At 49.2% G+C, this 20,818-nt stretch carries 17 protein-coding genes and 1 pseudogene; 15 read left to right on the forward strand and 3 right to left on the reverse strand.

The features are described 5' to 3' along the window. The first annotated feature begins 502 nt into the window (after positions 1-502). From DRI82_RS04110 to DRI82_RS04140, 7 genes and pseudogenes are all read left to right on the forward strand, one after another. Positions 503-2,269, forward strand: a complete 1,767-nt coding sequence (locus tag DRI82_RS04110; RefSeq protein WP_114192223.1) for a DUF2138 domain-containing protein — start codon at positions 503-505, stop codon at positions 2,267-2,269. Positions 2,270-2,313: 44 nt separating this feature from the next. Next, positions 2,314-2,922, forward strand: a complete 609-nt coding sequence (locus DRI82_RS04115; RefSeq protein ID WP_245956778.1) for a DUF1175 domain-containing protein — start codon at positions 2,314-2,316, stop codon at positions 2,920-2,922. Then, complete coding sequence (locus DRI82_RS04120; RefSeq protein ID WP_170138667.1) at positions 2,856-7,490, forward strand: alpha-2-macroglobulin family protein; 4,635 nt, start codon at positions 2,856-2,858, stop codon at positions 7,488-7,490. Before DRI82_RS04115 ends, DRI82_RS04120 begins: the two co-directional genes overlap by 67 nt. After that, positions 7,491-9,128 (forward strand): DUF2300 domain-containing protein, encoded by a 1,638-nt coding sequence (locus DRI82_RS04125; protein ID WP_114192226.1) that lies wholly within the window; start codon positions 7,491-7,493, stop codon positions 9,126-9,128. 54 nt (positions 9,129-9,182) lie between these two features. Further along, positions 9,183-9,986, forward strand: a complete 804-nt coding sequence (locus DRI82_RS04130; protein WP_114192227.1) for a YfaP family protein — start codon at positions 9,183-9,185, stop codon at positions 9,984-9,986. A gap of 126 nt (positions 9,987-10,112) precedes the next feature. Continuing rightward, a pseudogene (locus DRI82_RS04135) lies at positions 10,113-10,510 on the forward strand (site-specific integrase); the annotation flags it as partial. A 4-nt stretch (positions 10,511-10,514) separates the two neighbouring features. Next, positions 10,515-11,129: a Fic/DOC family protein gene (locus tag DRI82_RS04140; RefSeq protein ID WP_114192228.1), complete on the forward strand. Its 615-nt coding sequence runs from the start codon at positions 10,515-10,517 to the stop codon at positions 11,127-11,129. Here the strand turns inward: DRI82_RS04140 and DRI82_RS04145 are convergent. Further along, positions 11,126-11,284 (reverse strand): hypothetical protein, encoded by a 159-nt coding sequence (locus DRI82_RS04145; protein WP_087768552.1) that lies wholly within the window; start codon positions 11,282-11,284, stop codon positions 11,126-11,128. The two genes, DRI82_RS04140 and DRI82_RS04145, sit on opposite strands and share 4 nt — an antisense overlap. Before the next feature lie 480 nt (positions 11,285-11,764). Here DRI82_RS04145 and DRI82_RS04150 point away from each other — a divergent pair, with 480 nt between their 5' ends. Then, positions 11,765-13,081 (forward strand): tyrosine-type recombinase/integrase, encoded by a 1,317-nt coding sequence (locus DRI82_RS04150; protein WP_114192229.1) that lies wholly within the window; start codon positions 11,765-11,767, stop codon positions 13,079-13,081. 4 nt (positions 13,082-13,085) lie between these two features. Beyond that, complete coding sequence (locus DRI82_RS04155) at positions 13,086-13,700, forward strand: Fic/DOC family protein (RefSeq protein WP_245956769.1); 615 nt, start codon at positions 13,086-13,088, stop codon at positions 13,698-13,700. Here the strand turns inward: DRI82_RS04155 and DRI82_RS04160 are convergent. Beyond that, entirely contained in the window at positions 13,697-13,855 is a 159-nt protein-coding gene (locus tag DRI82_RS04160) for a hypothetical protein (RefSeq protein ID WP_033848754.1), read from the reverse strand. The two genes, DRI82_RS04155 and DRI82_RS04160, sit on opposite strands and share 4 nt — an antisense overlap. Positions 13,856-14,092: 237 nt before the next feature. On the opposite strand from DRI82_RS04160, the gene DRI82_RS04165 reads away from it, so the two are divergent. The 5 genes from DRI82_RS04165 to DRI82_RS04185 all read left to right on the forward strand — a co-directional run bounded on the left by DRI82_RS04165 (position 14,093) and on the right by DRI82_RS04185 (position 17,807). Next, a complete protein-coding gene (locus tag DRI82_RS04165; protein WP_157968007.1) occupies positions 14,093-15,103 on the forward strand; it encodes a hypothetical protein in 1,011 nt (336 codons plus the stop codon). A 92-nt stretch (positions 15,104-15,195) separates the two neighbouring features. After that, positions 15,196-15,432 carry a helix-turn-helix transcriptional regulator gene (locus tag DRI82_RS04170; protein WP_114192232.1) on the forward strand — a complete coding sequence of 79 codons (237 nt, stop codon included), beginning with the start codon at positions 15,196-15,198 and terminating at the stop codon, positions 15,430-15,432. 116 nt (positions 15,433-15,548) lie between these two features. Next, on the forward strand, positions 15,549-16,262 hold the full coding sequence (locus DRI82_RS04175) for a hypothetical protein (RefSeq protein WP_114192233.1): 714 nt from the start codon (positions 15,549-15,551) through the stop codon (positions 16,260-16,262). Between the two features lie 82 nt (positions 16,263-16,344). Beyond that, positions 16,345-16,908 (forward strand): ECF-type sigma factor, encoded by a 564-nt coding sequence (locus DRI82_RS04180; protein ID WP_114192234.1) that lies wholly within the window; start codon positions 16,345-16,347, stop codon positions 16,906-16,908. Between the two features lie 296 nt (positions 16,909-17,204). Next, complete coding sequence (locus DRI82_RS04185; protein ID WP_114192235.1) at positions 17,205-17,807, forward strand: inovirus Gp2 family protein; 603 nt, start codon at positions 17,205-17,207, stop codon at positions 17,805-17,807. Positions 17,808-17,917: 110 nt separating this feature from the next. On the opposite strand, the gene DRI82_RS04190 is transcribed toward DRI82_RS04185, so the two are convergent. Further along, positions 17,918-19,450, reverse strand: coding sequence for an IS3 family transposase (locus DRI82_RS04190; protein ID WP_114192236.1), 1,533 nt, complete (start codon positions 19,448-19,450; stop codon positions 17,918-17,920). Between the two features lie 147 nt (positions 19,451-19,597). Between DRI82_RS04190 and DRI82_RS04195 the strand changes: the two genes are divergently transcribed. Continuing rightward, positions 19,598-20,806, forward strand: coding sequence for an IS256 family transposase (locus DRI82_RS04195; protein WP_114192237.1), 1,209 nt, complete (start codon positions 19,598-19,600; stop codon positions 20,804-20,806). Positions 20,807-20,818: the final 12 nt, after the last annotated feature.

Raw genomic sequence — 20,818 nt, forward strand, 5'->3', positions numbered from 1 at the left:
GCCGTTCGCCAGTCAGCGTCAGACTCGCTGATGAACAACATACAAATAATGTGGCCAGTTTTGAGGTAACAGGAAGAGCCATGAATCTAATATGTCTACCGGAGGATTAGCAATCAATATATTGGTTCTACAACGTGATACTGCGCGGTGTGCGCAATGTCTCGCAAAATTACTCCCTACTTAAGGATAAGTGGGGGATAAGGGGGGCACTATGCATGGTCATCGGGGAACCTCAAGTTTGAAACCTGCAAATGTATCGCTGATGAGTGAAACATTCACCGAAGCCATCAGGTAAATAGACCAGACGCGGTGTCATGTACTTCATGCCGGGAATGATCGGAAATTAGCAAATTTAAGGGGATTTCATATCCATAATCATAATAATTTGGCGTGAAATGTATTATTAAACTCAGTGATTTCTTGATTTTTGTTGCCTTAATCTCTTGACGCATCATGACTCACGCGTCGCGTTATATCTAATGCCTGGTGTGGAACGGCCATAATGACTGTTGATAACAAGAATGTTACACCTGCAGCAAGACCGAGCCGCTGCAAATATGGATTTTGGGTGATGGGTATCATTCTGGTGATTTCAGTCACTGCATGGGGTATTCAGCGCTTTTTGACGTCACCTCATCAGATCTCGCCACCTAAGGAGTTGGTCTGGCACAATAATCTGAAGATCGATCTCCATCACCCCGATGTGTTGATCGAAAGCGAATCCCTGAGTCGGTTGCCCAAGGATCTGCTGGCTATCCCGTTTCTGCGCGATACGCTGACTGAGGATTTGGTTTTCTATTACCAAAATAATGCCGATCGTCTGGGGATTGCCGGTAGCCTGCGGCGCATTGTCTTCGAACATGAGCTAACTCTGCGTGATAACCTGCTGGAAACACTCCTCGACCAACCGGCTGATATTGCGCTTTGGCATGATGAACGCGGCAAACTGCATCATTTCATGGCGGTGATTAAGCTTGGCGGGTTGGCGCGTCTGTTGGAACCCCTGGCCAAGGTGGCGGCGGATGATACCCAACTCCAGCTCGTGGATTTTGCACCATTCAAGATAGAGAATGAGACGGTTGCGGTTTATCAACTGCGTTACGGCGGTAAGAAACACCTGTTATTTGCCAGCCACGGCGACAATCTGTTGCTGTTTTCCGATATCGCCATGCTGTACGACCAGGATACGCCTTCTCAGGACTCTTCGCAGGTAACCAGCGCATTACTGAGTGGAACCACGCCTTGGCCAGAGAGTTTTGGCCTTAAAGCGCGTGCTGTTGCAAGTGATAACGCCTCGGCGGCTGATAACGCTGCTCGCCCGGCTGCGCACCGCATTTCAGTCAGTGCCAACTATCTCGGGTTCGGTTATCAGCGCTTTGTCCCGGCATTTGCCGGTGTCCGTTTTGAAATGCAGCCGCAGGGATGGGCGAGCTATCTGGCGCTGAATGATCCGTCTACCGCGGGAAACGCCACTTTTGATTTCAGCCCAATATGGAAAACCATGCCGATGGGTGCCAGTTTCTGTCTGGCGTTGCCCATCTCGCAAAGTGTGCCGGAGTATCTGTTGCAACGCGTTGATGCCATCAGCGAGAGTGCACATTCTGTTGAGCACGATAACACCTCGCCATTGGCAATGAGTGGCATCAGTGGTTTGTGTTGGTACCCTGACTCGCATCTCTCTACGCCGCTATTTGTCAGCCGATTGGAAAACACGGCTGATGCGCAAACCGATAAAAAGCTCGCGGCACTGTTTGACACGGTGATCGGTGCCAGGGAAAAACAGCCTATTCCTGTAGTGACAAGTACGAGGAATCAGGCTCTTTTGTGGCAACGCGACGTCAGTTCCCGCTACGGCCAGTATCCTCTCAGTGAGTCCACGTCGCAGCAAAGTCTGGCGGGTAACCTGTTCTTCCGTGTCAGCCTGGCACGCCGCGATCAGACACTGCTGTTTTCTCTTGATGATAAGTTGGTGAATAAAGCCTTACAGACGTTGGATAAAAACTTTCCGCCGATCGCTGATGTGTTGCCGCAACTGGCGGTAGTGCCTGTTTATATGGCCCCGGAAGCGTTGTCTGGATTATTTAAACAGGAAGTATTCACCAGCCTGCCCAAGAACCTGGAACCCATATTTTACAATGCGGCTCAGACCCTCCTGTTACCCAAACTGACGGCCTTGGCCGGGCAACAGCGGTATGCCTTGGTTCTTCCCGCCAATACAGAGGTGAAAGAATCCTGGCAGTGGTTACCACTGAAATGGCAGGGGTTATGACGTCAACCGCGGTAAGACTGCACGCATTATTCCTGCTTGGCGTGATGCTGCTTTTTAATTGGCAAGTGCGGGCTGAAGTCACGGTTCCACCGTTGGATCCTGAACAATCCAGCGTGTTTCGTGCCTGGTTTGTTCGCATTGCAGAAGAGCAGTTGAATCAGGGACCCAGTGCGCACTGGTATCAACAGGATTGTGCGGGGCTGGTGCGTTTTGCCGCCAACGAATCGCTGAAGGTCCATAACAGTAAATGGTTGCGTGCGACGGGTTTATCCAATCGTTACCTTCCCCCTGAGCTGGCCATCAGCCCGCAGCAGCGTCAATTTGCCCAGCGCTGGCAGCAAGGTGGCGGCAAACAGGGCCCCTATGTGGATGCTATCAAGCTGATTCAATTCAATAGCCAACTGCTTGGCCGCAACCTGAATCAGGCGCAGCCAGGGGATTTATTGTTTTTTGATCAGGGTGATGAGCAGCATCTGATGATATGGATGGGGCGTTATATCGCCTATCACACCGGAACGACCACCCCAACGGATAACGGAATGCGTGCAGTGAGCATGCAACAATTGATGAAATGGAAGGATACCCGATGGATACCCGACGAATCGAACCCCAACTTCATTGGCATTTATCGCTTGGGTTTCCTGTCACGATGAATATGTTTCTGCGCTTGTGTCGAAAGCAACTGCTGGGCATGGCCCTGTTACTGCCCTTGGCCAGTGCGCAGGCCGAGGGCAGTCTGCCTGCGAGTGATTACTCGATACCCAAACAATCTTTTTTCCTGCTTTCCGATAGCAGCTTTGCGAGTGATGAAGTCGCCAAAGTGCGTCTCGAAGCGCCAGGGCGTGACTACCGTCGCTTTGAGGCGGAACAGTACGGCGGCGCGGATATCCGGTTGTATCGTATTGATCAACCTATGGAGTTCCTGAAGAGACAGAAAAACTTGCATCGCATCATGCTGGAAGGGCAGTACCAAGGTGAAGGACTGTCCAATACCCTGTCGTATCTTTGGGACAACTGGTACGGTAAGTCGCGCCGTGTGATGCAACGCACCTTCTCCTACGATACCCGCCAGGAAGTGACAAGCGTGTTGCCGGAGCTGAAAATCGGTGAGGCCCTGACCGCGCCGAGCAGATTTGTTGTGCAGCCGCAGTTTGCACCGTTGAAAAACCTGTCGCTGATTAGCCAGTTTCGTTACCCGCTGTGGGACGCACAGCCGATTCAGCCACCGGAGCAGGTAAAAATGGAGGGGTCATCCAGCGGTTTTGTTGAACCGTTGCCGGGTAATGTCTACATCCCATTGGGTAAGCTGAAGCCAGGTTTGTATCTGGTGGAAGCCTTGATTGGCAGCTATCGTGCAACCACGGTGGTCTTCGTTGCCAATACCGTGGCACTGGGCAAGATTTCGGCTAACGAACTGCTGGTTTGGACGGCCAACCGTCAGGATGGTCAGGCTGTCGGTGGTAGCCAGATCCTGTGGAGCGATGGGCTGGGCATCATGAACAGCGGTAAGACGGATAAGAATGGCCTGTTGCGCCTGCGCCATATTGCACCCGAGCGCTCTTATTTGCTGGGCGAGGACCACGAAGGTGGGGTCTTTGTTTCGGAAAATTTTTATTACGACAGCGAAATCTACGACACCAAGCTGTACGCCTTTACCGATCGCCCACTCTACCGTCCTGGTGATTGGGTAGAGGTCAAGCTGCTGGGGCGTGAATTCAAAAACGCACTGGATTCCGTGGCGATCAAGCCTGCTCCCCTAACCTTAACCGTGCTGGATGCTAACGGTTCGGTATTACAGACCTTAAACCTGTCGATCGATGGCAAGTCTGGCGCTCAGGCGCGTTTCCAGTTGCCAGAGAATGCGGTTGCTGGTGGGTATGAACTCCGTTCCACCTATAATAATCAGGTTTACAGCAGTTCATTCCGCGTAGCCAGTTACCTCAAACCGCATTTTGAAATCTCAATGGCTATGGAGAAAAACGATTTTCGTACCAATGAGCCAGTGACGGGTGACATCGTGCTTCTCTATCCCGACGGTAAGCCAGTCGCCAACGCACGTCTGGATCTTAGCCTGTATAGCCAGCAACTTTCCATGGTGAGCAATGACCTGCAATATCAGGGCAAATTCCCTGTTGAGCTGAAAACGGCACAATTGACAACGGATGACAAAGGTCACGCTAGACTGGAGCTTCCCGCAGTGGATAAACCGAGCCGCTATCTATTGAGCATTTTTGCCAGTGATGGTGCGGCATATAGGGTTAAAACCACTCGCGAGATCCTGATCGAGCGTGGGGCTTCCCGCTATGAACTCAGCGCACCGAAGCGGTTTAGCACGGTCGGTGAGGAAGTGGCGTTCAGCTACCGTAATGTGCAAGGCAACGGGGGTGCTCCGGCGACGTATGAATGGATGCGGCTGGAAGATCGCCAGCTAACCACGGCTCCGTTGCAGGTGGCGGATCAATCTTTCGCCATTACTTTCCAAAAGCCCGGTAGCTACAGGGTTACCTTGAGAAGTGAACAGGGCATGATCCTGGGAGCCACCAACCATACGGTCAGTGGTCCAGGGGAGAAAGCCGTTCCGGGCAGCGTCGAGATCGTGTTGGATAAAGATCAATACCAAACGGGTGAGATTGCACAGGCGCTGATCACTTTCCCGGAACCGGTCAACCACGCGTTGCTGTCGCTTGAGCGCGATGAAGTGGAGAAGATTGCGCTGCTCACCGACGGGGCCGACTGGATCAACGTACAGCGTTTGAACGATACCCAGTATCTTGCCCGTATTGCCGTACAGAAAAATTTTGCCCCTAATCTCACCTTCTCTGTGCTGTACAGCAAAGGTGGACAGTACAGTTTCCAGAATGCTGGCATTAAGGTTGAAATGCCGGGCATTGATATCGACATCAAGACGGATAAAGCCGTCTACCTGCCGGGGGAGACAGTGAATGTGGCGCTCGATACCCGGTTTGCCGGTAAACCGGTTGCTGCTCACCTCACCGTAAGCGTGGTCGATGAGATGATCTACGCTTTGCAGCCAGAAGTCGCCCCCACTATCGACCAGTTTTTCTATCACCCACGGCGTAATAATGTGCGTACCAGTGCCAGTCTTTCGTTTATCGCCTACGATCTGGCGCTACCCGGTTCCCCTACCGCTCCGGGGCGGGCAAATCGTAGCGATCGCAGCGTCAAAGTGCTGGAACGTCCTCGCCGTGAAGATGTGGATACCGCTGCCTGGCAGCCGGATATTGTCACCGATGCCAATGGCAAGGCCACTTTCAGCTTTCGTATGCCGGACTCTTTGACTCGCTGGCGGATTACCGCACGTGCGCAGAATCCGCAGGGTCTGGTCGGTCAGAAACAGGGCTTTACCCGCTCGGAAAAACCGCTTTACCTTAAATGGAGCGGTGCGACGCAGTTCCGTCAAGGCGATCGCCCGCAGCCAGGGCTGTTTATCTTTAGTCAGGATAAGCAATCGGCTCCCGTGGAGCTGCGCACGCGTTATGGCGATCAAACATTGACCCAATCGGTCAAGTTACATGAAGGGGTGAACTACGTCAGCCAGCCAGTGGAGGCCATGCAGTCTGGGCGCTGGATCTCTGAAGTGGTAAGAGACGGTCAGGTACTGGATACCGTGAGTGTCGATCTGAAAGTAGTAGAGGACGGATGGTTGTCGCCACAGCAGCAGGATATCCGACTGCACGCTGGCAGCAATAATCTGAATCTGCCAGTCGGGGCTCAGGATATCCGGCTGCGTATCAATGGGGATGCACAATCGGTATTCCGCAGTAATCTGGACGATTTGCTCAATGAACCTTTTGGTGGCGTTATCAATACTGCCAGCCGGTTGTTGCCGTTGAGCCTGGCCTACAACATGCTGGCCAAAGAGGATGCGCAGCGAGGGAATATCTTGCGGCAGATCATGCAGAATAATCGCCAGCGCCTGATGCAAATGGCAGGGCCAGGAGCCAAGTTCACCTGGTGGGGAGAGGAAGGGGAGCCCGATGCCTTCCTGACCGCTTATGCCTATTATGCTGATTGGTACGCAAGTCAGGCGCTGGGCGTGACCCTACCTGTGGAGCACTGGCAGCGGTTGCTGGATGTTTATGCTCAACAGGCGGACGAGATGCCTATGCTGCATCGCGCTCTGCTGCTGTCATTTGCGCAGGAAATGCATTTGCCGGTCACCAGCCTGTTACAAGGGGTGGCGGAGTCATTGACTACGGCCAATACAACTGAGGGCATGGCACTGGCAGAAACTGACAGCCTGGTAATGGCGGCCCCCAATTCTAAACTGGGGCTGGCAGTGGCACGGGTGCTGATCTACTCGCTGTTAGAGCAGACCCCAGGCTATCAGTTGAAGGAACAGGAGTTACAGGCATTGAAGCAAAGTCAGCAGTTCATTGCCTATAGCCAGCATCCCTTCGCCTATGCAGCGATCTGGCGAACCGGTGGTGCAGATAGCGCTCAAGTCGCCTGGCTTCTGGCGCAACTGATGCCATCACAGCCTGGCCCTGAGCGAGCGTTGGCCTTGACGTGGTTGTATGGTTCACTCGGCAAAGTCGTGCAACCCGTTGAGTTCAATCCGGGACCGGATTGGTTATCGTTGCAGGGGACCCTTGGTGAGCGTTACTGGCATTGGTCAGGCCAGGGGCAAGTGCCGCCCCTTGAACTCCCGATTAGCATGACGCAGCCCATTGATATATCTATTAACTTCAATCTGCCACTGACCGCCCCTGGCGTAGATACGGCAAAACAACCGCTGCAAGTGGACATCAGCCACCGTTTACTGCAACTGGTGCCCGGTGATAAAGCCTTTGAGTTTACAGTCAAACCGGTAGCACCCGGTGAAGAGCTTGCCAGCGACGTCCTCTATCTGGATGAGGTGACGCTGACCAACAAGAGCGATGCGCCGCAGCGTTACATGCTGCTTGAAGTACCACTGCCGCCGGGTGCCGACGTTGAACGTACCACCTGGGGCATCACGGTGTCTGGGTTGAGTGACAAGAATGGCGTACCGCTGGAAAAAGCACGCAATGAGATGGGTCAACTCTCCTATATTGTACCGGTTGATGAACTGGTGGAGAGCAAGGTCTACCGGCATCTGGTTCGCTTCTCACAGAAAGGGGAGTTTCTGCTGCCGCCGATACGTTATTCGCGGATGTATGCGCCGCAGGAGGCCGCAATGGAAAACCAGCGTGGCCTGAAGACCATGACGGTGAAATAGATGTGGCGCTGGTGGTGGCTCCTGCTGCCTGCGGTTGCATTTGGTGCAGAACCGCGATTGCAACTGGCGCTACAGAACGGCCAGGAAAACCAACTGCTCATCTTGAGCCAGAGTCAGCAGTTTGACCAGCAATCGCTGCCAGCTACGCTGACCACTCCGCTGGGAAGTGTCTGGAAACTCTTGGTGTATGCCTATCTGGTGGATACGCAACAGAATGAGCCGGATTACTCCTGTGATGGTAGTCAGCCACAGGAAGAGGTTTACTGTTGCGAAGTGGGCAAGAAGATTGCGCGTGATCGGGCTTTGGTACAGTCGTGCAGCCTCTATTTCAGTCCCCAGCGTCTGCAACTGGATCCGCAGCAGTGGGCCCGCTATTGGCAAAGGCAACAAACTCCCGGCTGGTTGCAGGATTTGACGCAGTTACAACCGGGAACGCAGGTACCGGTAGCCCAACTGCTGGGGGTTTTAGCTGCGCTACCTGCTCAGCAACAGGCGCGGAATGTTTTGCTGGATGTGTTACTGCCAGCCGACGGCAAGCTGATTGGTGCGCTTGGAAGCCGGCTGCGGATAAAAACCTGGAGCTGGCGGGATGAACAAGATCCTGAACGGCGTCTTGGCGGATTTGCTGGTTGGCTGATGGATGGCACACCGTTGTGGGGGCAAGCCGCGGGAACCAGCAAAACGGTTCTGCATAATTATGCCAATGTGCTGAACAGCGTCTTGCCGCAGGCACAACCCGTGGATCCTCTGGGGTGTGTGGTCGTGAAAATGTTTGATCGTTATCCGATAGTCGCTGTACGCCGTAGCGGTGAGAAAACGTTGATCAAACCGGGAGTATTGCAGGGTAAGTATCAGGTTGAGTTTAGCAATGGTAACCATCAGGTTATCGAGAGTCAGGGCGAACTTTTTCTGCGGGAAAACGCCGGTCAACTGACCCTGACAGCCCGTCTTGAGCGGGAGGAGTATGTGGCCCGGGTACTTCAGCGTGAAGCGGCAGCCCAACCGGTCGAAGCTGCCAAAGCCCTGGCAGTGGCTATCCGTACTTATCTGCTGCAAAACGCGACGCGTGAGGGGGAGTGCCTGATGATAAGCGATAGCAGTGCCAGCCAGCGTGTTGCCCCCAGCCCAGCCACCGCGGCGACGCGGGAAATTGCGGCCTGGAGTGCCGATTTGGTGCTGGCCGGGGCCACGGTAAACTACCACCTCGATCGTGCTGGAACGAACCGTCTTTCCTGGCAACAGGCGGTGTCTCAGGCCGGGCAGGGGATGCGCTATGATGCGATTCTGGCGCAGGCTTATCCACGCGCCAACCTGGGGCGCTGGGATAGGCCGGAGATCTTATGTCAGCCAATACCGGAGGCAGAAGCCTGGTTGGCGAGCCGACAGAAACGCTGGCGTGAAACCCTTGATGTTCAGCCCGGATATGAGGCTTTGCGCCAGTTCACCGTATGCCGTTTACTCTCGGGCAAGCCTCATGTCGATCGCATGTACAGCCGTATCTATGTTCGTGATTTCTACTCGCTGCAAGACCGGTTGGATTTGGCTCATGAATATTTACACTTGGCCTTTGCGGCCCACCCTAATGGTCAGGATGAAGAGTTTGTTGAGCGGCTTGCCCGCTATCTTTTGCTGGAATAGGGTGATGGCTACCAAGGCCTCACTAAAGGACTCTCTGTGTTTCAGGATGACGCTATGATTATTCGTAGGTTGTGCGACATATGCTCGTTATTGTTAATGGTAGCTACCACGTCGGTGTTGGCAGAACAGCGTGTTGATATTGATACACCGCTGGCCGGATGGCATGACACTTCTGGTGAGGGAGCAGATTTCTCCCAGCAGGTGAACTATCCGGCATCGTCGATAAACTCACCCGTCACTCAGGCGGCGCAGGCGCTGATTAAGGGTCAGATTAAAGGTTTTCCCAAGCAGGATGGCAAAGCCAAACAAGAGCCAGGTCGCCTGATTGTTAATGGCGTCAGCATGCCGCTGAAAATTCAAGAGAATGGCAGTTTTAGCCGTCCGTATATCTTTCCGCAGGGCAGCAATAGTGTTGAAGTGCGCAGCCCCGATCGGAAAGCCACACACCGTACACAGTTTTATGCACAAAGAGGTAACGGAGCGATTCCGGCTCGTTTACGGGTCGTACTCTCCTGGGATACGGATAATACCGATCTCGATCTGCATGTGGTGACCCCGGAAGGTGGACATGCCTGGTATGGTGGACGGCAGTTAGCCAGTGGCGGGGCGCTGGATGTTGATGTGACCACCGGTTTCGGTCCTGAGATCTTCTCTTCACCGGTGCCTGAAAGTGGCCAGTATCTGTTATTTGTTAACTATTATGGCGGTAGAGGGGAAGAGATCTTAACGACGGCGCAGATCACCATTGTGACTGAAGAAGGTACTGGCAATGAGAAACAGGAAACCGTGATTGTTCCGATGCGTAATCCTGGTGAACTGACGTTGGTAAAAAAATTCAGTTATTCGGGTCGGGGTTAGGCTGAAAGCATGGGAGTTTTTGTGCTGCTAACTAAGGAGAAGGAGCTACGCTTTGAACGTAACTCCTTGATAAATTTGGTGGCCCCTACTGGATTTTAACCAGTGATCAAGCAATTATGAGTCATAAAATCGGCATTACGGGAATTAGCTTCAGTGAAAGAGCTGACCGAGGAAAGTGGTAGTTCCTATATCTTCCCACTCTCGACCAACGGCGAGCGACCGGTATGCACCGATAGCCTGGCGCGTTCCATCATGTATTTCCGTGCCTTTAATCCTGAGTTAAAGTTTTCACGGCACGAGATTTACGTCGCACTTGTAAAACGCTGATGGGGGCGGCGGGGATCAGTAAAGAGATCCGCGACCGTACTCAGAATCACGCTTTGAACGACATTAGCTCAAAACATTATGATCGTTATGATTACCTGACAGAAAAGCGCAGGGCGCTTGAAATCTGGGAAAATCGGGTTAATAGCTATCAACGAGAGCAAGAAAACAACGTTGTGAACTTGTTTGGGCGGAGGTAATCGCTTGTCAAAATATGAGCTTAATTCAGCAGAAGAGCGGTATCAGCCTGGCTCTGATGATTTGGTATTGGCGAATAAGCTAGGGATTACCGATGTAGATGAAATGGATGCACTTGAGTCTGGCTTACTGTTGATGCTGTATGAACAGCTATTTATCGAAGGCCAGCCGCCTGCGGCGCTGGCTTTTGAGCACATTAGTGGGTGGCATCGCCAATGGCTGGGGAATGTATACGACTGGGCGGGGAGGCTGCGTAACGCTAACCTGGCGAAGGACGGCTTCCAGTTTGCCGCTGCCGACAGGATCCCGCTACTGATCGATGATTTTGAGAAACTGTTTCTCTCCCGGTCTGGTGAGCTGAAATCCCTGGCCCGGTCTGAACTGGTTAGTTATCTGGCCGAATGCCATGTGGAATTTATTTTGATCCACCCATTCAGAGAAGGTAACGGGCGTCTGTCGCGGCTACTTTGCGATGTACTGTCGGTTCAGGCGGGAAAGGGCTTACTCGATTACAGCTTATGGGACGAGCATAAGGCGTTTTACTTTAAGGCAATTCAGGCGGGTGTGTCAGGGAACTACAGCCCCATGATGCAACTGGTGAGTGACATTTTGCCAGATTAACGGGCGAGGCCAACGGCTTTCGCCTGTGCCTGGTTTTGTTTGAGTTGCTGCTCAATTTTTTGCACAGAAACGCCTGTCTCGATGGCGGTTGAGCTGGCGACGGCACGGTAGATTTGAGTTTTAGTGATCTGACTATGTGCTGTTTTTTTTGTCATGTGGAAAGCCTCGTTGTTTCAGTCCTGATTTTAGTTCGGATAGGGACGGCTGGCAAGGCTGCTATCTGTCGGTAATCTAATTACCCATGACCATCCATCGGATGAACCCTTCGATTTAGAGTGATTGCCATGAGGCAGAATTTTTCTAGTGAGGCAATTTTGAGGCAATGCTATATTGAAATGAAAAAGCCACCCTGTGAGAGGTGGCTTAATACGCTGATTTAACAGCTAAAATTTGGTGGCCCCTACTGGACTTGAACCAGTGACCAAGCGATTATGAGTCATAAAATTGGCATGTTTTGAATTGTTCGGTGTTGACTCTATTTGTATTTTTAATTGTCTATAATCAATCAGTTATGATGTTAATGTTGTTTCTGTTTGGTTGCCTGATATCCTCATTGTATCATCCTTACCTGACCCGTTACCTGACCCGAAATAGGCATCGGGTTAGGTAACGCTCATCCTTATAAAGGTAGATTTATGGCCGCTAATCTTACCGAGACTGCTATACGTGGATTGAAGACAAAAAGCACGGCGTACTACGTGTGGAGCAACAGCGCTCAACGTGGCACAGGCAGGCTTGGTGTTAAGGTCCAGCCTTCAGGCAGTAAGGTTTTTTATTTCCGTTACTACATTGAGAAAGGGAAGAAAGAGAAATTCATCCAGTTGGGCATCTGGCCCGAGATGAAACTGGTGACGGCTAATGAGCTGGCGAAAAAGTACGGAGCCTGGCTTATTGAAGGAAAAGAACCCCAGCAAGAGCTTGAGCAACAACGCCTGGCTGAACAGCACATCATGCAGCTCCATCGTTCTCAGGGATCGTTTGAAGAACTGGTGCATGGCTACGTGAACAAGATGAAGCTCGACAACAAGCGAACCTGGGCTGATGTATTGAAGCGCATGGAGAGAGAGTGCTACACCGTTATTCCTCGTGATACCAAAGCGAAGGACGTGACACCTCTGCAGATCAAAACCATCCTCTCGGGCATTATCCAGCGTGATGCGGTGGTCCATGCGAATCGAATTCGTTCCTATCTGATGGCGGCATTTAACTACGGTCTGAAAGCTGATAACGATCCGATGAATACCAGCGTGGGCATTACGTTCGGTCTTGAGGTTAACCCAGTATCGGCCATACCGAAGCAGTCTTCGGCGGAAAAAGTGGGTGATACATGGTTAACGCTGGAAGAGCTTCGTTTTGTCATGGAACATTTCTCCGAGGCAACTGGAGTGGGTCCCTTGATGCAACACTTAATCCGTTTCTGTACTTACGTCGGCGGACAGCGCCCGTTTGAAATGATTGCCAGTCAGTGGGGGGCAATTGACTGGCAGCAAAAGACGCTTCTGGTCATTGCCGATGTATCGAAAAACAAGCGTGAGCATCTGATCCCGCTGACTGAATCGGCGCTGCAGGAATTAGCCTCAGTGAAAGAGCTGACTAAGGAAAGTAACAGTGCCTATATTTTCCCGCTATCGACAAACGGTGAGCGACCGGTACGCACTGATAGCTTGGCGCGTTCTATCATGTATTTCCGAGCCTTTAATCCTGAGTTTAAAGTTTTCACGGCGCGAGATTTACGGCGCACCTGTAAAACGCTGATGGGGGAGGCGGGGATCAGCAAAGAGATCCGGGACCGTATTCAGAACCATGCTTTGAATGACGTCAGCTCGAAACACTACGACCGTTATGATTACCTGACAGAAAAGCGCAGGGCACTTGAGATCTGGGAGGATCGGGTCAACAGCTATCAGCAGCAGCAGGAAAACAACGTTGTGAACTTGTTTGGACGGAGGTAAGTGCTTGTCAAGATATGAGCTTAATTCAGCAGAAGAGCGGTATCAACCGGGCTCTGGAGACCTGGTGCTGGCTAATAAGTTAGGGATCACTGATGAAGAGGAAATGGAGGCTCTGGAATCTGGTCTGTTGCTGATGCTTTATGAACAGCTATTTATCGAAGGCCAGCCGCCTGAGGCGCTGGCTTTTGAGCACATCAGCAGGTGGCATCGCCAATGGCTGGGGAATGTGTACGACTGGGCGGGGAGGCTGCGTAATGCCAACCTGACCAAAGATGGCTTCCAGTTTGCTGCCGCAGACAGGATTCCTCTTCTTCTTGATGGTTTCGAGAAGCAGTTTCTCGCTCGGTCTGGTGAACTGAAATCCTTGGCTCGCCCGAAGCTGGTTAGTTATCTGGCTGAATGCCACGTGGAGTTTATTTTGATCCACCCATTCAGAGAAGGTAACGGTCGTCTGTCGAGGTTACTTTGCGATGCGCTGTCGGTTATGGCGGGGAAAGGCTTGCTGGATTACAGCCTATGGGATGAGCACAAGGTATTTTACTTCAAGGCAATACAGGCAGGCGTATCAGGGAACTACAGCCCCATGATGCAATTGGTGAGTGATATTTTGCCAGATTAACGGGCGAGGCCCACGGCTTTCGCCTGTGCCTGATTTTGTTTGAGTTGCTGCTCAATCTTTTGTACAGAAACACCGGTTTCTATCGCGGTGGAGCTGGCAACGGCGCGGTAGATTTGAGTTTTAGTGATCTGGGCGTGTACTGTTTTTTTTGTCATGTGGAAAGCCTCATTGTTTCAGTTCTGATTCTAGTTCGGATAGGGGGGGCTAGCAAGGCTGATATCTGCTCGTCAAATGCATAATTCAGCCATTGGTGATCTGGGACGGTCGGGGAGGCAAATTCGGAGCTGCACTAATTCTTGACTAGGATCACATACTTTTCATTATCATAAGTGATGTCAAAGAGGATTTGATATATTATTCAATAAGTTAATGCATTCTTAATGGTGGATTTGATGAACTCTAATTTTGTTTCTTTATCAAAAGTTTCAGATGAGACGGTTGTCGAGAAAATTCTTGATGAGTGGTTCGCTAAGAAAATAGATTTGTTTTTGTATTTTGGCGGTAATGGTAAAAACTGTCGATTATCACGGTGTATTTCACCATCGTTGCACATAGGAGGCGAGAAGATTATTAGTGATGGAGACGAGTTCTATGTGTCAGCAGACAGTCCAGCTAATTCAATTTTAAAATTCATTCCCGACTTGCCATTAAGTCCTCACTTAACTGTTAAAGAGGATTTTAAGATCTCAAGGTCTATCCAGGGGAAGTATTTCAATTATGAGTACTCTGGGAGAGCATTAGGGTATTGGAAAGTTATTCCTACTCAGGTATCCAGATTTAATAATGGCAAATACACTCTTAAAGATAAAGTGTCATTCAATATTCAGTGTGATACTTCTGGAGGGGTGTATGTATATAGTTTGTACGATGAGGATTATTTGATTTTTAATGAAGATGTGTTAGTTGGTAATAATGATTTATATATCGAGATAAGTGTGCTTGAATTCCTTTTCCCTTCTGTAAGTGCTAAAAATATAGATATATTTTCTGACGGTGAAGAGTCAGTAAAAATGAAATTTGCGACAGAAAAATACAACTTTGCACTCTGTTTGGTCATGAGAGAGGTTGTTGTAGAAAGTGATGGTGTTCCTATTATCAGTAAGCTTAAACCTGAATACGACGATATGTGGAATGTGAAAGTTTCAGAAAGCACCCTTTGTGAATGGTTTGTAAAACCAGGGCCATATACAGATAAAAGGCAAAGATTTACTTTAGAGAAGAAGAAAGGCATGTATTTATTTCTTTTACTTTTTTGCAAAAAAAATAAAATTAAAAATACCAAAAGAAAAGCAGCTGTTATCGCTGCCGAACTCAACAAACTGGCTGCATTAGAGTCTTTCTGTTTCGATGTGGAGTTCACTGCAAATGATGTTGAACCTTGGCTGAGAAACCCCCTTAGCTAATGTCTTACTAAGCGCTTATCCAAAAGTTTATCACTTCACAATTCCTCCGCTCTGAAACATGATTGTCTACACCGAAACAACAGGAGGCAATCATGAACAAACCTTTTACTCAACCTACCGCTGAACAGCGCCTACAGGCTCTGCAGAACTATGGTGAGCCGTCAGATCGCTTGGTGCGTGAACAAGAGCGTCAGCGCATTACATCGATTGCTCGTTCCACTGCGTGGAAGCTTGAGCAAGCTGGAAAATTTCCTTTGCGTAAAGCTCTCGGGGCAAAGTCCTGCGGTTGGCTGCTGAGCGACTTACTTTTTTGGATTAGCATCCGATGATGTTATCTGAAACCTTAGCAAGTTATTGGCTATTTCGCAAATACTCATGGAGACCAATATGAAGGTGGCTGGATAACTAAAGTTGAAACATTTTTTAATATTACAACGAGGCTCTTATGTCACAAAAAATCACTTTCTCCACTAATTACGAATCAACCATTGAAGCTTATAAGGAGTACAGTAAAAATGCAGGGTGTTCACTCTCCGCGACTATTTCTCAAGTGTTGCATACTGCTGCACCATCGTTTTTGAAAAAACAAATTCCATTGATTCCATTGATTGAGGGAGAATCGAAAAAAACAGATGCAGAGTTTTTTCTGGATGTTTGGAAGTCTCATATTTTAATGTCTGGAGATATTCTAGATGTGACAGATATAAAAAACAGTCTTCCAGATCAGAGAATGAGTAATCTTGAAATAGAGGAAATTAAAAAGACGTTAAGAAACTGCATTAAAGATACTGAGGTGAAAAATGCTATTTATATTTACACGGATCGAAAGGTGAATTATGCAAAACGATTGGCAACTGGGCTTGCTACTATCCAGTTGATCAAAGATACCATGTATGAATGCAATTTTTTTGATCTTAGCAGAGTTGTATTACTTCCTGCTATTGAGTTAATTGAATACGGAATATATAGAGTTCTCAAAAAGCACTCTGTAAACACCTCGTTTCCGCATATTTGTTGGATTCCGATATTTTACATAAACGATAAGGCGGTGATGATTCCAGTGATTCGAGAAGGTGACGTTGCATCTTCCTCAAAACCAACGGGGAACATTATCATTATTAATCCTTTTGCCGATATGATTAATGGTGAAAAAAATTGATGTATTAGAGTATTACACTGAATTGCTCCTTTAGACACCTAAAGGTAGCTATAATTAATAATTGATACCGGAGTTAAGCAGAATGTCTGGATTTTTTTACCATCTATACCGGAATGTGGCTGAAGTTGAGGATCAGAATCTTAAGTCGGAGATTAAAGACGTACGCACAGCTTTATCGATAAGTTCGGAACGGACACTGATTGACAGTCAACCGTCACCCAACAAATCGAATTCTTTGAAAATCCTTATCAACCGAGGGATGGGTAGAGGCGACGATCTGGTTGTATTAGACCTAAATAGTTTGGGGAGCAACGCAGAGGAGATCCAGGAAAACATAATACGATGCGCTAAAAAGGCTATACGCATTCATTGTTACTTCCCTCAAAAGAAGCTAACCTCGACTGCTGACGGATATATTTTTACTTTATTACTTCCAAAGATACAGAATGAATGCAGGAAGGTGGACTTAGCTGCGTTGAAGAAAAGAAATATCACTAAGCCATTAGGTAGAAGGGAAGGAAGCGAATATCGTGAAGGCATCGAGCTAGCTAAGTGCAGAGGGCTGACTCAATCGCAAACAGCAAAAGAATTGGAGATAAGCATATCGACAGTAAAACGTAATTGGAATAAAGGAATTATCGGTTAATTCAGCAAGCTAATTGCAGAGTAACTTTTAAACAGTCATCACAGGCTGGGGGCGACTTTATCTTAAATTTAGATGTTGGATAGGTATTATAATGGCTATCTATCCTTAATATTGCCTAATAACCATCTAAGGATAGTATTACTAATAAAGTAATGATCAGATCACAACGGTATGGGGATACTAAGATCTGATGCCAGTATATACCTTAATTATCGATAAGGTACAGCCCTGCCTGTGTGGCAATAACTAATATGGTCTCTGACAGATTGTAGGACCAAACACATAGGTATATTGATATGAATTATGTACAGCTTTATCGGATGAAGATTAATGCATTATTGAATGCTCTGACGAATAAATATCCACGAGTTACGGCGGTAAGGGTAGATATCCATTATCCAGGTATCGTCGATGATGGTGATAACATTTGCTGTTTCCCTAATCTGGAACCGGGAGTAATGTCGCGGATGCGCGGCGCCCTAAAGGCTAAACTGGAAGCTGACAAAACTCGTAAGCAACGAGAGGGTAAACGTATCTATCGCTGCCCTATGTTTATTATGTGGGCAAGAGAGTTTTCAGAATCAGGTAAATGCCATTACCACATTTGCCTGTTATTCAACAAAGACGCTTACTACCATCTCGGTGATTACAATCATGAAGACAACCTGAGAGGGATGATTACTGGCGCATGGTACAGCGCTCTAGGGCTGGAACTCGAAGATCACCAAGGCTTGGTGCATTTTCCAGATGATTGCCGCTACGTGCTGGACACTAACAGTCCTGACTTCGACGAACATTACCAGGACCTGCTTGAGCGTCTGGATTACCTGAGCAAAGTCGAAACCAAAGTTTTTGGGGAAGGGGATCGTAACTTCGGGTGTAGTCGAATCGATCTGTGATTTGTGTGTGGCCTTCTCCGTGTGGGAAGGCTCATTTATGTCAGAAGTATGTGCTGTAAACGATAGCGCAACTCTGTCCTCCCGGAGATGCGGATGTTTTGTTGGACTGGTTATGTTGTGATCCCCAGATGCTGGCGGTACTTCACCGGACTCATCGCACCTAATGAGATCTTGATTCGCTTCTCGTTATACCAGCGTATGTACCTGTCCAGGAAGCAGATAAAATCTTCCAGCGTTGTGGTGGCCCAGTTTCTGCCATAGTACATTTCATTTTTGACCCGCCCGAAGAAGCCTTCACACGCCGCGTTATCCGACGAGCAACCTTTGCGTGACATAGACCTTATAAGACCTGATGCACTGATACGATCCAGCCAGCCCGGCCATCGATAATGGCCGCCTCTGTCGCTGTGTATTACCGGTCTTTCATTTTCTCTGAGCGTATCGATCGCATCATCGAGCATACCATTCACCAGTTTTGCATCCAGACGTGTGCCTATCGACCAGCTCACTACTTTGCCATCAAAACAGTCGATTACTGGCGACAGATAGACCTTGCCTGCCGGAAGCTGGAACTCGGTAATATCAGTCAGCCACTTCTCATTTGGCCGGCAGGCGCGAAAATTTCTGGCAAGGATATTTTCAGGTGCCGGCCCTATTTCTCCGCAGTAAGAGCTGTATCGCCGCCGCCCGGCTCGCTTAACGATGAGTTGCTCCTCAGCCATCAGCCTGCGAACGACCTTTTCAGAGATGTGGGAGTTGTTCTCCCTGAGCATTGCGTGGAGACGCCGGTAGCCATAGCAGCGGTAATTTCCTTCAAAGATCTTTCCCATGGCAACGCGTATTTCCGCATACTTATCATGCAGACGTTGGCTCGCTTTGTGATAAAAATAGCAACTCCGGGCGAGTTGCAGAACACAAAGCAATTCAGCGATGGGATAGATATTCTTAAGGGCATCAACGATCTGGGTTTTCTCCCTGTTCTTCAGGGTCAGGACGCTGATGCCCATGTCTTTTTTTATTAGTTCATTCGCTTTTGTCAGGATGTCACGTTCAAGATGCAACTGATGAAGTTGCTGTTTAAGCCGGGTAATTTCATCAATCAATGGATCCTGGTTTTTATCCTGAGGGGCTGCTTTACGTCTACGCATGGATTTATAAGCCTCATCGTCGAGCAGGTCTTTCTTCCATTTGTACAGGACCGGAACGCTGACGCCTATGCTTTGTGCAACTTTAAGGGCGGTTCCACGCCGGTTGCAGAGCTCACGGACAGCCTGAGATCTTTCATCCGGAGTGAAGCATTTGTTCGTATTTGAGCGAACGACCAGAGGACTCCGGTTTGGATAAAGCTCTTCAATCCAGCGTTTAAGCAACTCATTGCTGGGATAGCCTTTGGCTCGCCGGGTGAACGCCAGACGACCACCATGCGTCAGGTAATGCTCAACAGCAGCAATTTTTTGTGCATGCGAATATCGTTGTCTCGATTTTAATTCTCTCGGTAAGTTGCCAGTTTTTTCATAAATTCGCACCCAGCGACCGAGCTGTTTAATGGACGGATACCCCAATTCTCTAACAACCACAGAGGCTTTTTTACCATACCGATAATAGAGTTCAACAGCCCTAATCCGGTCCTCATATGAATGCATGAATTATCTCCTGAAGGTCCAGGAAAACGTCCGCACTCCCCCCCTCTGAGAATTTCAAAGACAGAACTTAATTTAGGAGACTGTAATTTAAATTGTGTAATTGCCTGTTTTTGATATGTTCCTCCTGACAATGGAGACAGGCAATTTATGGACGAAAAGAAACTTAAGGCACTTGCTGCCGAACTGGCCAAAGGCCTTAAAACCGAAGCCGATCTCAATGCGTTTTCTCGTATGCTGACCAAGCTCACCGTCGAAACCGCCTTGAATGCCGAACTTACTGACCACCTCGGCCATGAAAAAAATGCCCCTAAAACAGGCTCGAATACCCGTAACGGTTACTCGTCTAAAACGCTGTTCACTGATGATGGCGAGATCGAGCTGAACACACCACGTGACCGTGAAGGCTCCTTTGAACCCCCGTTGATAAAGAAAAATCAGACGCGTATCACGCAGATGGACAGCCAGATTTTATCCTTATATGCCAAAGGGATGACCACAAGGGAAATCGTCGCCACATTCAAGGAGATGTACGATGCCGATGTGTCACCCACGCTAATATCCAAAGTCACCGATGCCGTTAAAGAGCAGGTCACCGAGTGGCAGAATCGCCCCCTAGACTCACTGTATCCCATTGTTTACCTTGACTGTATCGTGGTGAAAGTGCGTCAAAATGGCAGCGTAATCAACAAGGCCGTATTCCTGACCCTGGGGATTAACACCGAGGGGAAAAAAGAACTGTTAGGCATGTGGCTGGCCGAGAATGAGGGAGCGAAGTTCTGGCTCAACGTATTGACTGAGCTGAAAAATCGGGGGCTTCAGGACATCCTGATTGCTTGCGTAGACGGCCTGAAGGGCTTCCCGGACGCGATAAACAGCGTCTATCCGCAAACCCACATCCAGCTGTGCATTATCCACATGGTGCGTAACAGCCTGAAGTACGTGTCGTGGAAAGACTACAAAGCGGTCACCAGCGGGTTGAAAACGGTGTACCAGGCCCCGACAGAGGAAGCAGCTCTAATGGCGTTAGATAAGTTCGCGAGCTTCTGGGATGAGAAATACCCGCAAATCAGTAAAAGCTGGCGTGCTTACTGGGAGAATCTCAACACGTTCTTCGGTTATCCTGCGGATATCCGCAAGGCCATTTACACAACTAACGCTATTGAATCGCTGAACAGCGTTATCCGGCAGGCGATTAAGAAGCGTAAAGTGTTCCCGACAGACGACTCGGTGAGAAAGGTGATTTATCTGGCGATCCAGGCGGCGTCGAAAAAATGGAATATGCCGATCCAGAACTGGCGGTTGGCAATGAGTCGCTTTATTATCGAGTTCGGTGACCGTCTAAACGATCACCTTTAATAGGCTGGCAGT

Origin of the sequence: Edaphovirga cremea (assembly GCF_003332275.1) — a bacterium.
GTDB lineage: Bacteria > Pseudomonadota > Gammaproteobacteria > Enterobacterales > Enterobacteriaceae > Edaphovirga > Edaphovirga cremea.

What these genes read in the sequence shown, in the direction of transcription:
- DRI82_RS04160 (WP_033848754.1), bottom strand. Translation starts at nt 13,855, where the DNA reads ATGACAAAAAAAACAGTACACGCCCAGATCACTAAAACTCAAATCTAC.
- DRI82_RS04175 (WP_114192233.1), top strand. Translation starts at nt 15,549, where the DNA reads ATGTCACAAAAAATCACTTTCTCCACTAATTACGAATCAACCATTGAA.
- DRI82_RS04110 (WP_114192223.1), top strand. Translation starts at nt 503, where the DNA reads ATGACTGTTGATAACAAGAATGTTACACCTGCAGCAAGACCGAGCCGC.
- DRI82_RS04165 (WP_157968007.1), top strand. Translation starts at nt 14,093, where the DNA reads ATGAACTCTAATTTTGTTTCTTTATCAAAAGTTTCAGATGAGACGGTT.
- DRI82_RS04180 (WP_114192234.1), top strand. Translation starts at nt 16,345, where the DNA reads ATGTCTGGATTTTTTTACCATCTATACCGGAATGTGGCTGAAGTTGAG.
- DRI82_RS04170 (WP_114192232.1), top strand. Translation starts at nt 15,196, where the DNA reads ATGAACAAACCTTTTACTCAACCTACCGCTGAACAGCGCCTACAGGCT.
- DRI82_RS04115 (WP_245956778.1), top strand. Translation starts at nt 2,314, where the DNA reads ATGCTGCTTTTTAATTGGCAAGTGCGGGCTGAAGTCACGGTTCCACCG.
- DRI82_RS04185 (WP_114192235.1), top strand. Translation starts at nt 17,205, where the DNA reads ATGAATTATGTACAGCTTTATCGGATGAAGATTAATGCATTATTGAAT.
- DRI82_RS04125 (WP_114192226.1), top strand. Translation starts at nt 7,491, where the DNA reads ATGTGGCGCTGGTGGTGGCTCCTGCTGCCTGCGGTTGCATTTGGTGCA.
- DRI82_RS04130 (WP_114192227.1), top strand. Translation starts at nt 9,183, where the DNA reads ATGATTATTCGTAGGTTGTGCGACATATGCTCGTTATTGTTAATGGTA.
- DRI82_RS04190 (WP_114192236.1), bottom strand. Translation starts at nt 19,450, where the DNA reads ATGCATTCATATGAGGACCGGATTAGGGCTGTTGAACTCTATTATCGG.
- DRI82_RS04120 (WP_170138667.1), top strand. Translation starts at nt 2,856, where the DNA reads ATGGATACCCGACGAATCGAACCCCAACTTCATTGGCATTTATCGCTT.
- DRI82_RS04195 (WP_114192237.1), top strand. Translation starts at nt 19,598, where the DNA reads ATGGACGAAAAGAAACTTAAGGCACTTGCTGCCGAACTGGCCAAAGGC.
- DRI82_RS04150 (WP_114192229.1), top strand. Translation starts at nt 11,765, where the DNA reads ATGGCCGCTAATCTTACCGAGACTGCTATACGTGGATTGAAGACAAAA.
- DRI82_RS04145 (WP_087768552.1), bottom strand. Translation starts at nt 11,284, where the DNA reads ATGACAAAAAAAACAGCACATAGTCAGATCACTAAAACTCAAATCTAC.